The organism is Sporosarcina sp. AD_1, from assembly GCF_057373025.1.
The window spans coordinates 1-6,110 of record NZ_JBPVIR010000022.1 but is presented as its reverse complement, the minus strand read 5'-3'; the positions used below and the strand labels follow the sequence as shown (position 1 = coordinate 6,110).

The 6,110-nt window shown below is 40.3% G+C and carries 3 protein-coding genes; all 3 read right to left on the bottom strand.

Annotated features, from left to right (window positions below; all coding sequences use genetic code 11):
• Window positions 1–403: 403 nt before the first annotated feature.
• Complete coding sequence (locus tag ACSW3C_RS20130) at window positions 404–1,504, bottom strand: DUF4145 domain-containing protein (protein WP_486564876.1); 1,101 nt, start codon at window positions 1,502–1,504, stop codon at window positions 404–406.
• A 305-nt stretch (window positions 1,505–1,809) separates the two neighbouring features.
• Window positions 1,810–4,884, bottom strand: coding sequence for an efflux RND transporter permease subunit (locus ACSW3C_RS20125; protein ID WP_486564875.1), 3,075 nt, complete (start codon window positions 4,882–4,884; stop codon window positions 1,810–1,812).
• Window positions 4,885–5,011: 127 nt separating this feature from the next.
• Window positions 5,012–5,626 carry a TetR/AcrR family transcriptional regulator gene (locus ACSW3C_RS20120; protein WP_486564874.1) on the bottom strand — a complete coding sequence of 205 codons (615 nt, stop codon included), beginning with the start codon at window positions 5,624–5,626 and terminating at the stop codon, window positions 5,012–5,014.
• Between the last annotated feature and the right edge of the window lie 484 nt (window positions 5,627–6,110).

Below are 6,110 nucleotides of genomic sequence, written 5' to 3'. Positions count from 1 at the left end.
TAAAGGCAGGGAGCGCAACGAAGACTCCTATGGGAATAGCTTGAGCTGAAGACCCCGCAGGCAAAGCCGTCGCGTAGTACGGCTTTTGCGAGCTAAAGCGAATGCGTAGCGAGCAACGGATGTATAATTTCTGCGCGAGGCGCAGGAATTATACAAATCGAACCCTTCGCTGTTCCATTGGCTGAAGCCAAGCCCATGGAAAGCGAAGTTGCGCTCACTGCCGATTGGTATATGCAATTCTATTCATCTCAAAGTGACTTTGTCTACAGTCTGAGCCGATTCTTTTGGCAAAGAACCGGCTTTTGTCGAACGCATTATTTATTCTAAAATACCTTTTCAATCAATGAATGCATGCCTTATCCTGTATTGGATTCCTTTTGAGACGCCATACTTTAAAGAAAGATTACTTCCCTTTCAATTGCCCAAATAGCTCTTCCACTTCAGCTAATCCCACATCGTCATATTTAGTTAAATTCACTAAGTCTTTAGGAAGCTGTCCCACCCGTTCAATTTGGTCTTCTTCTAGCTGCCGTAAGAGGCTTGGGCTTCCAGCGAATTCCTCTTCGGTGAGGGAAATGTTCGCCAATTGGTCGGTAATGATGACATAATCCGACTTGTAGAACAAGATAAGTTTCCCCGGATGCCCAAGCTCCACTTCACGCCTGGCTGTCTCTTCTTTAATGAAGTGCTTCAGTTCTGTGAATAGCATCTCATCATGTTCTTCACTGAATCCTTCCACATCTTCATACAGTCCCTCCAGATTATTCGGCAGTTCACTCATCACCCTCACTTCCTCTTCGGCTCCCAGCATGGAGAGAAATCGTCCCGACTTCTCAAACCTTTGCGGCAGCAGGAAGGCGTCCCGAAGAAAATGTGGAACTTCCAAGCTGCGGTCTTTATACACGATTGTGCGAACCGATGCAAGGCCCGGCAGTGCATCTTCAGGGGAACCTGAACTCGCAGCTGTCTCCATTTCTTCCGTGAGACCTTTCTGTTGTTGAATGTTGGAACGGATTAAGGCTTCCATCTTTTGCAGCCTCTCCTCCAGTTCGGACACTTCCGTTTCATCACCTTTCCTTGGCTCAGGATCCTGATAAGCCGGCACTTTCACATCTTGAGGAGAGTATTTCATCACATACCACCGAACGATCATATAGATTGCCTCCCAAGAAAGGAGTGCCTCCGAATATCGGAAATTCCTCGTTTCGTGTGCCGCTGAGTTTCCGTTCATCCTAACTTGATGAAGCGCATCAAGGACTTCCTTTTCGAGTATGCCCTTCTTCTCCAGCAGATCAATCCTTTCTTTCAGTGTCAGGTTATCCTCCCCTGACAGCTGTTCAGCAATCATGACCCGCTGCAGAATCGCTTCAACAAATGTACGTGCATGCATCAACATGGTCTGTGGACTGGAATAAATACTCTTTTCAAGCCCGTTCGCCATTTGGGACAGGTCATCGGATATCGGTTCTAGAAACTGATAAAAATAGGATGGATTATTTTCCATGGTAGGCAGGTCTCCTCATGTTTTGCGTTGTATTTAATGCTGATCTTAAGCGATGCCCCGTTCAAATTCTATGTAGTATGGAGCGAATTTGCTAAGAAAGCAGCTTATTTAATCGGCAAGTCCTTGCAGTGTATTTTTCCCATTGAGGTAGGCCATTAAACAATTGATGATGGGTGGTCATTGGCAACTACTTTACGGCCAAACTTGTATTGGACATTCACAGCCTTGGAATTGCCTGTCCCGGCAAGTACAAAAATCCCCCTTTGGATTGTAAAGCCCAAAGGGAGATTACTATGAATCCGAAGTTATTTAGTTGCTACTCTTCTCTCTTTCTTTGAAGTCTTAAAGAAGAACAATTCGTATACGACTGGTACAATGACTAAAGTTAACAAAGTGGAAGAAGTTAACCCTCCAATGACTGTAACCGCTAATCCTTTTGAAATTAGTGTGCCTGACGACGTTGTCAAAGCAAGAGGGATTAACGCCGCAATTGTTGCAAAAGCGGTCATCAGGATTGGACGCAATCTTGTTTTTCCAGCTTCAATTAAAGACTTTCTTATAGTTAAATCCCGTCTTCTGTTTTGGCCAATTCGATCCACAAGCACGATGGCATTGGTTGTCACAATTCCGATGAGCATCAAAAAGCCAATCATAACGCTGACAGATAAAGGCTCTTTAACAAGATAAAGTGAAACGAGTGAGCCAATCGGCACAAAAATGAGCGAAGACAAGATAATGAATGGAATACGGGCTTTCCCAAACGTAATGAGCATTGTTAAATAGACAAGCCCAATGGCCACAATAATTGCGATTCCAAGCGATTGGAATATTTCTACTGTATCATCGTTTCCGCCTCCACTCGTCAAGGAGACGCCATCCGGAAGGGTTAATTTTTCTACTCCCTTCTTTACTTCAGATGATACAGCCTGCACATCGTTTCCTTTCACCTGAGCAGAAACCCGAGCGTATACTTTACTATCTAATTTTTGAATAGATGTAAAGGCATCAATTTGATTTACACGGGCGATTTCCGAAAGCTTAACTGGTCCTTTTTGTGAGAACAATGTCACATCATCTAAATTTTCCTTAGATTGCAGCGTCTCATTTAAGGAAATCTGAACCTCTTGTTCTTGACGATCTAATGTTAATGTTCCAACATTGACTGGTTTCGTCTGTTCGCTAATCGTTCCAAGAATTTGGAAGCCGGATAACCCGTAATAACTTGCTTTTTCTGGATCAATTGTAACTAAATATTGCTTTTGCTTTTCACTGAAATTGTTTGTGACATATTTCAGGTTATTATTTTGCTGCAAATACTCTTCTACTAGCTTGGATGCTTCTTGCAGCGCATCTAAATCATTTGAAAACAAATCTACATCGACATTATTATTGGAAGGAGGTCCGCCTGTTTCTAACTCTTGAACGGTTATTTTCAAATCGGCCTTTTCTTCCTTCGAAATCATTTCAATTTTTTCTTCTAACGATTTGATCGTTTTCTCTACATCCACATTGTTATTCAAGTTCAAAAAGTAGCTTGCTTTGTTTTTAAGTCTTAACCCTGTTGCGAAATCTCTAGCCCCAACAGAAGCTGTGACATCGTCAATCTCATCTTGCTTGCTAAACATGTCTTCGACAAGCAATGAAACTTCGTTTGTCTTTTCTAACGAAGTGGATGACGGAAGCTCGATAGAAGCCGTTAATATTTTGGATTCTTCATTCGGAATAAAAGTAAATCCTAATGAAGGCACAACTGCAAACGATCCACCGAGTAATAAAACCGATACAATTAAGATAATCATCTTGTGATTTAGTGACTTCTCTATAATGTTCCCGTATATCCTTTGCAAGGCGCCTTCCTTTTCCTCAGCCGGCACTTTTTTGAAGGAGAACTTAGCTAAAATAGGAACAATCGTAATGGCTACTAGCAAGGACGCTAACAATGAAAAAATAATTGTTAAGGCAAAAGGTAAGAAGAACTTCCCTGTTATTCCGCCTACAAATCCAATTGGAAGGAATACAACAACCGTTGTAAGTGTCGACGACGTAATAGCCTTTAATATTTCTTTAGTTGATTCCAAAATAATTTTGTCCGACATGCCCTCATTAGATTTCCAAACACGCCTAAAAATATTTTCGATGACGACTATACTATCATCCACTACACGCCCCACAGCTACGGCCATTCCTCCGAGAGTCATGATATTCAACGATATATCGAATTGATTTAGGAAAATGGCGGCAATGAGCAAAGACAATGGAATCGAAACAATTGCAATAATAGTTGCTCTTGTGTTGCGCAAGAAAACTAAGACGGCAATAGAGGCAAACAGAGCACCTAATAAGCCTTCCTTCACTAATGTGCTTACGGACTTCTCGATATCTTTTGCGGAGTCGATGCTGATCTCATAAGCAATCTTGTCATCATACTTCTGTAAAACCTTCATTACTTTATCTGCGACTTCTACTGTATTGGCATCTTGTTTCTTTGTAATCGCCATGGCCAAAGATTCTTTTTCATTGTAACGCGCGATTTCGTTTTGATCCGTGATTTGTTTAATAGTAGCAATGTCTTTTAACCGAATGACTTCGGCTTGTTGAGGTGAGGCTCCTTGAGCACCCCATTGTTCAGTAGATGGAGCGGATCCGAAAACAGGCTTCAGCTCTAAATTTTCCAGTTTCGAAAGCGAATCTATATTTTCTTCTACGCGTATAGGAATTTGCTCGTTATTCTCTGATAATTCACCAGCTGGGAAGGATAGATACTTCTCATTGATTTGTTCTTTTATCCCACTCAGCGAAAGACCTGCACGTTCTGCCTTATCTTTGTCCACTGTAATTTGCACAAGATTGTTCGTTAAACCGGCAACGGATACGTTATTAATCCCTTTGATTTTTTTCAGTTCAGGGATCACTTCATCCTTCATTAACTTTTCGATATTCTCTCCATCTTTACTGAAAAACGAAATGTTATAGATTGGGAAGGAACCAAACGATAACCGATTCAGCTTAATACTTGCTTCATCAGGCAAGCCCGCCTCATCAACTGCTGAACTAACGAGCTGCTCAATTTTGTCCAGATCTGTATCAAACGGAAACTCCAACGTAATAATTCCAATGCTATCGTAAGCAGAGCTTGTGATTTTCGTAACGCCTTCTATCGAATTCATCTGATTCTCAAGCTTTGATACGACCTGCTCATCCACATCTTCAGGCGAAGCACCTGGGTACACAGCCTCTATCGAAATTTGAGGGAATTCAATATCCGGAAATTGATCCACCTTTAATTTTGAAAAAGAATAAACACCGCCAAGTACAAGTAAAAACGAAATAATGAAGACTGCCATAGCATTCTTTAAACTAAATCTCGTTAAAAAATCCATCTTCTTACCTCCCGCGTTTCAATATCATTATTGGTTGATTCTTACAAATTCCCTATCAATCGATTGATAAGTATACAAAAAAAAGAAGTATACTCCCAAAGAAATGGGACATGGAACGGCGCATGTATTATTGTTTTTCCCTTTGATTAGATGAAGCTAATCCATACAATAATACATTCGTATAAAATCTTGCCTGCTGCTTTGCCGCATCTTCCTGCTCTTCCGTATGATTTGATGAAATTAAGTTCAAAAGTAAATAGGCAGAAGGAATAGGATATGAACCAAATGCTGCAGGGTTTCTTACATGCCCTTCTGTAATCCCTTTTTCAAAAATAGAAGCGATTGGTTCTTGATAGGCTTCCACCCACCATTCTTTTATTTTCTTTTGATGCTCTTCGTCTAACTCTTTCGCAATGTCTTGAAACATCTGCCCCATGGATGAAGGCTTATTAATCAATATATGATAGGTAACTTGAAACAAACACTCTTCTAGATCATCTCCAAATCGTTCAATAATTTGCTTTAATGCTGCCTTCATCGTTAACAACTCTGATTTTAACACTTCTACATAAATAGCTTTTTTATTTTTAAAATGATGATAAAGGGTTGGTTGTGTAATCCCGCAGTCTTCAGCAATTCTTCGGGTTGAAACAGCTCTATAGCCTAATTCCATGAACAGATCACGCGCGACCTCAACAATCTTCTGATGTGAATTATGAAAATGCTCAAACTGAATAGACATTACAAAACTCCTTTAACATAAAAAAACTATCAATCGAAAAAATCGTAATATGTTTATGCCGTAGTGTCAATATTTAAGGTACTGATGGCTTGTTATCTTTTTGTCAACTTGCCTATAAAGCTTACTGCTCCTCTACTAGCTGTGAAAGAATTACCTTCCTTCCTCCAAAAAATCACATCACATGAAGTTAGTTTCCGCCTACATTTGTTGGGTTATCAATAAAAGATGCATGCTAATTGTTCGACTACTGCCTTTATGTTTTATTAACACTTGATTGGAAAGTAGGCTCACCGTTTCAGCAATCACTCTTAATTGTAGAATGACGTCCTTCAAGGTAAAAAAAAATTAATATCTTTCAGTAACGGGTTCGGTTGATGGGGAGAAAACGTTAAAACACACTTCAATTACCATCCTAATCAGAATATGATTCGCACCATAATTATCAGTATAAATAGCATTAAAAAACGCACAGTGTTGTGCGTTA

What these genes read in the sequence shown, in the direction of transcription:
- ACSW3C_RS20120 (WP_486564874.1), bottom strand. Translation starts at nt 5,626, where the DNA reads ATGTCTATTCAGTTTGAGCATTTTCATAATTCACATCAGAAGATTGTT.
- ACSW3C_RS20125 (WP_486564875.1), bottom strand. Translation starts at nt 4,884, where the DNA reads ATGGATTTTTTAACGAGATTTAGTTTAAAGAATGCTATGGCAGTCTTC.
- ACSW3C_RS20130 (WP_486564876.1), bottom strand. Translation starts at nt 1,504, where the DNA reads ATGGAAAATAATCCATCCTATTTTTATCAGTTTCTAGAACCGATATCC.